The organism is [Clostridium] clostridioforme AGR2157, from assembly GCF_000424325.1.
Classification (GTDB): Bacteria; Bacillota; Clostridia; order Lachnospirales; family Lachnospiraceae; genus Enterocloster; species Enterocloster clostridioformis_A.
On the sequence record NZ_AUJR01000107.1, the window covers coordinates 1 to 3,637 of the forward strand.

General features: G+C 47.5%; 4 protein-coding genes and 6 pseudogenes. 8 read left to right on the forward strand and 2 right to left on the reverse strand.

All coding sequences use genetic code 11. The features are described from left to right. Positions 1-162: 162 nt before the first annotated feature. Positions 163-306, reverse strand: a pseudogene (locus tag G614_RS34785) (MarR family transcriptional regulator); the annotation flags it as partial. On the opposite strand from G614_RS34785, the gene G614_RS35235 reads away from it, so the two are divergent. The 3 genes and pseudogenes from G614_RS35235 (at position 248) to G614_RS28850 (ending at position 734) form a co-directional block, all read left to right on the forward strand. Continuing rightward, positions 248-394 (forward strand): DUF4865 family protein, encoded by a 147-nt coding sequence (locus G614_RS35235; protein WP_207637861.1) that lies wholly within the window; start codon positions 248-250, stop codon positions 392-394. The pseudogene G614_RS34785 and the gene G614_RS35235 overlap by 59 nt on opposite strands. Next, a pseudogene (locus G614_RS34790) lies at positions 395-541 on the forward strand (sigma-70 family RNA polymerase sigma factor); the annotation flags it as partial. It lies immediately after the preceding gene. After that, positions 531-734 (forward strand): helix-turn-helix domain-containing protein, encoded by a 204-nt coding sequence (locus G614_RS28850; protein WP_044918752.1) that lies wholly within the window; start codon positions 531-533, stop codon positions 732-734. The pseudogene G614_RS34790 and the gene G614_RS28850, both read left to right, overlap by 11 nt. Positions 735-829: 95 nt before the next feature. On the opposite strand, the pseudogene G614_RS28855 reads toward G614_RS28850, so the two are convergent. Continuing rightward, positions 830-1,423: pseudogene (locus G614_RS28855) on the reverse strand (relaxase); the annotation flags it as partial. Between the two features lie 2 nt (positions 1,424-1,425). Here G614_RS28855 and G614_RS28860 point away from each other — a divergent pair. The 5 genes and pseudogenes from G614_RS28860 to G614_RS34795 form a co-directional block, all read left to right on the forward strand. Next, positions 1,426-1,746: pseudogene (locus G614_RS28860) on the forward strand (replication initiator protein A); the annotation flags it as partial. Beyond that, positions 1,743-2,081: pseudogene (locus G614_RS28865) on the forward strand (ATP-binding protein); the annotation flags it as partial. The pseudogenes G614_RS28860 and G614_RS28865, both read left to right, overlap by 4 nt. A gap of 69 nt (positions 2,082-2,150) precedes the next feature. Continuing rightward, positions 2,151-2,344, forward strand: a pseudogene (locus tag G614_RS30810) (excisionase). 80 nt (positions 2,345-2,424) lie between these two features. Next, a complete protein-coding gene (locus G614_RS33190) occupies positions 2,425-3,036 on the forward strand; it encodes a tyrosine-type recombinase/integrase (RefSeq protein WP_242828203.1) in 612 nt (203 codons plus the stop codon). Positions 3,037-3,068: 32 nt separating this feature from the next. Then, positions 3,069-3,206 carry a tyrosine-type recombinase/integrase gene (locus tag G614_RS34795; protein WP_242828204.1) on the forward strand — a complete coding sequence of 46 codons (138 nt, stop codon included), beginning with the start codon at positions 3,069-3,071 and terminating at the stop codon, positions 3,204-3,206. The last annotated feature ends 431 nt before the right edge of the window (positions 3,207-3,637 follow it).

The following is a 3,637-nucleotide window of genomic DNA, read 5'->3' on the forward strand; positions in this document are numbered from 1 at the left end:
GCCAATTATATCACTGCCTCCTGGAAAAGGAAATGCCGCTGAAGCTCTACCGCCTAAAGGCGGTGGTTTTTACCTTAGGCTTGGAAAATAAAAAATATAACTTGGAATAGTGGGCTGCTGTCTATCAATTCTTGTGTGTTACTTTATCGCACATGAGCATTTACTGTGGTCTTCAAACGACGAGATGAATTCCAGATACCGGTAGTTAGCCGCTTTCATAATTGTGAATAACTGGTAGAGACTATAAATGCTCTTTTTCAATGGAGCCTTTTGTTCCGTGGCGCTGCCGTCCCGGTGTTCTACCTGGAATTATCCAAAAAGAGTTCAAGACAATGGAAATAAAACAGACGGGTTTCAAGACCTGCTTTTCAAAGCCTATCTTATTTCGCGTTAAATGCTTTACCTGTCCTTTTTCAAGCGTATTCCACAGCATGAAATTGGTAGACGGTACGGACGCAGCCGCAGTACAGCGGGCTACCATATCCGCAAATCCATACAGCAGCTTTTCGAGGAAATGGAGGGACTAGCACATGAGGAATAACAGGCTTCTCCCCTATGACACAATCGTACAGGCTACCAGAGGCAAGCCGGAAGCAGTTAACACGGTCTTGCAGTATTACAGCCGCCGTATACAGTACGCCGCCCTTGTGAACGGACAGGCAGACAAGGACATAGAGGACTACATCACGGAATCACTTCTGAAAGCATTATTTAAGTTTCGCTTTGAAGTATAGCCGACACCGGACAATCGAATAACCGCCGCCCGAAAACGGCACACCAAGCAGGAAATCAGTAATCCCTGTATTACCCAGCTAAAAGGGAAAATGAAGTTCTTCTGGACGGTAAGCTGCTCAATCTCCCGTTGTAGGGCTTTACTGGCTGGCAGCTTGGAAATGCTGTGTTCCCGGAAATAGCGAGCAGCGGATTCCGCAAGGATAAAGTCGCTCTGGTGCTGCTCCCGGTAGGCTCTGCGGGCTTTCTCCGATTTTTGAGCTTTCAGCCCGTCACGGGCGGGCTTCGTGCCTATTAGAAGATTGCGCTGCAATTCCTTTTTGTCCCGGATAGTGGCTTCCAGTTCTTTCAGTCCGGCAAGGCTTTCCTGCATATCCAAATGGGCGGCGGTAAGGGCAGCGTCCAGCTCGTCCGGAGAAGAAAAGCCGTACTGCTGGTAGGCGGCAAGGGTAGCCGCCATTTGCTTTAAGTTGTGCATCGTCGCCCATTTCTCATAGTCCCGTCCTTTCCCCTCGGCTCTCTTTGCGGCTATATCTACCATGCGCTGTACAGTGTCATGGTTCGGGGCGTTTTTCGCTGCTTTTGTCTGCTGTAACCGCTCTTTGATACTGCTGGGGTATTCCGCTATGGCTGCGGTCTTTTCGACGGATCTGGCGGCGTTCTGTGTGAGAACGGAAAATACAGCAATGCGGGGTCGGAAAACCGTCCCCTAACAAAACTAATATAAACAACCTTACAGAGAGCCAAACAATGGGAGCGAGTGGGGAGCCGCCCGCAGCCTTTGGCAGATATAAAAATATTTTCCTGTCAGAAACGGAATATGCAGAGCTTCAAGCGGAATACCCGGACAGGCTGGAACGGTTCATTGAGGAAATGAGCCGCTACCTTGCCGCCAGCGGGAAAACATACAGCAATTATGCCGCCGCTTTGCGTATCTGGGCTGATAATGACAAAAAGGGAGCCTTAAAAAAGGGCATCCCGGACTATTCTTTCAAGGAGGGCGAGAGCTTATGACGAATGGAATTGACGATATGAGTTTGAATATACCACAGACCACGCCGGAGCCGGAGGACTACACAGGCGAGGACGGGCTTTTGTGCTGCGGGAAGTGCCGCAAGCCGAAAGAAGCCTATTTCCCGAAAGAAACCGCCGCATGGTTGGGGCGTGACCGCCACCCGGCAAAATGTGACTGCCAGCGGGCAGCCCGCGAGGAACGGGAAGCCAGAGAAGCCAGCCGCAGACACAAGGATGAAGTGGAACGGCTGAAAAGACGGGGCTTTACCAATCCGGCTATGCAGAGCTGGACGTTTGAAAATGACAACGGCAAATGCCCGCAGATGAAGTATGCCCTGAAAAGCCACCGCACAGACGATAATGGAACGTCTAAAAATGCTGCTGAACAGAAAGGAGAGCCGCCTATGAAAGAAGTCCCTATTTGGGAAAAGAGTAATTTAAGTCTGGAAGAAGCAGCGGCTTATTCTGGAATTGGCATCAATAAACTGCGTGACCTTACCAATGACAAGAATTGTCGGATGTTTTATGGGTAGGGAATAAGCGGCTGATTAAGCGTCGCTTATTCGACCAGTATATCGAGCAGGAGTATTCTATCTGAAATTTTGTGATGTAAAAAGCAGTCTTGATATGGTACAATGAATGTGTCATATCAAGGCTCTTTCCATTACGGAAAGGAGTTTGACTCGGCAGACCATTTATTCCTCTGATTTGAAAGAGCTGCGGGAAAAGGAAAAGGCAATTCAGAAGCAGCTTGACGAGGGGATTGACTATGCCGCCGGAGCAATTACTGTGATTGCCCTTTTGGAGCAGTATATCAGTTTGAAACAGGGCGTGCGCTACAATACCAAAGTCGGTTATAATTTTGTGCTGAATCTGATTAAGAAAGAAGATTTCGGCTATCGGCAGATAAAGGATATTAAGGTATCAGACGCACAGCAATGGATTATGAAGCTGCACAATGACGGCAAGGGATATAGCACGATTACGAGTGTTCGGGGCGTTGTCAAGCCAGCCTTTCAAATGGCATACAATGAGGATATTATCCGCAGAAATCCCTTTGATTTCAAATTGGTAGACGTTGTACCCAACGATTCGCAGAAGCGGATTGCTATGACAGAGGAGCAGCAGAAAATCTGGATGAACTTTATCCGTGAGGACAAGATTTATACCAAGTATTATGATGAATTTGTCGTGCTGTTGGGAACGGGTATGCGGGTCAGTGAATTTTGCGGATTGACAAAGAGTGATTTGGACTTCTTCTGCTGGATAAGGACGATAAGCCAAAAGTAGCCTTGCATATTGAGAATGAAATGCGCTGGGCTATGAAGAAGTACAGGAAGCTGTACCCGGATAAGCCGCTGCCGCACATCACACCCCATGTGTTCCGCCACACGTTCTGTACCAATATGGCAAACGCCGGAATGGACATAAAAAATTTGCAGTGTCATGGGACATTCTGATGTGGGTGTTACCTTGAACGTCTACACCCATTCCAGCTTTGACCGGGCGGCGGAGCAGATGACGAAAATCATAGACTTTAAAGTCAGCAACGCACCAGAAAAACAGAGAAAATCAGGTTGAAAACACACCAAGTTACTACACCACTTACTACACCACTTGCCCGTGAATTTACGTAGAATTACATAGAAATGCGTAGGTTTGGGGCAAAAAGCGAAAATGAAGAAAAGTGCCAAAAAGCCAGTAATATCAAGGTTTGTAGGCTTATGAAAGGATATATTCAAGATGATAAAAATACTATTCGTGTGTCACGGCAGGATTTACTGTTCAGAATAAAATGTCAGACGGCACATTGTGGGAGGTAGAAACTGCACGTTGATTTCGGTGTAAACACCTCTCCGATTGTGCCGTACCGGCACTTGCCGCAGACTCA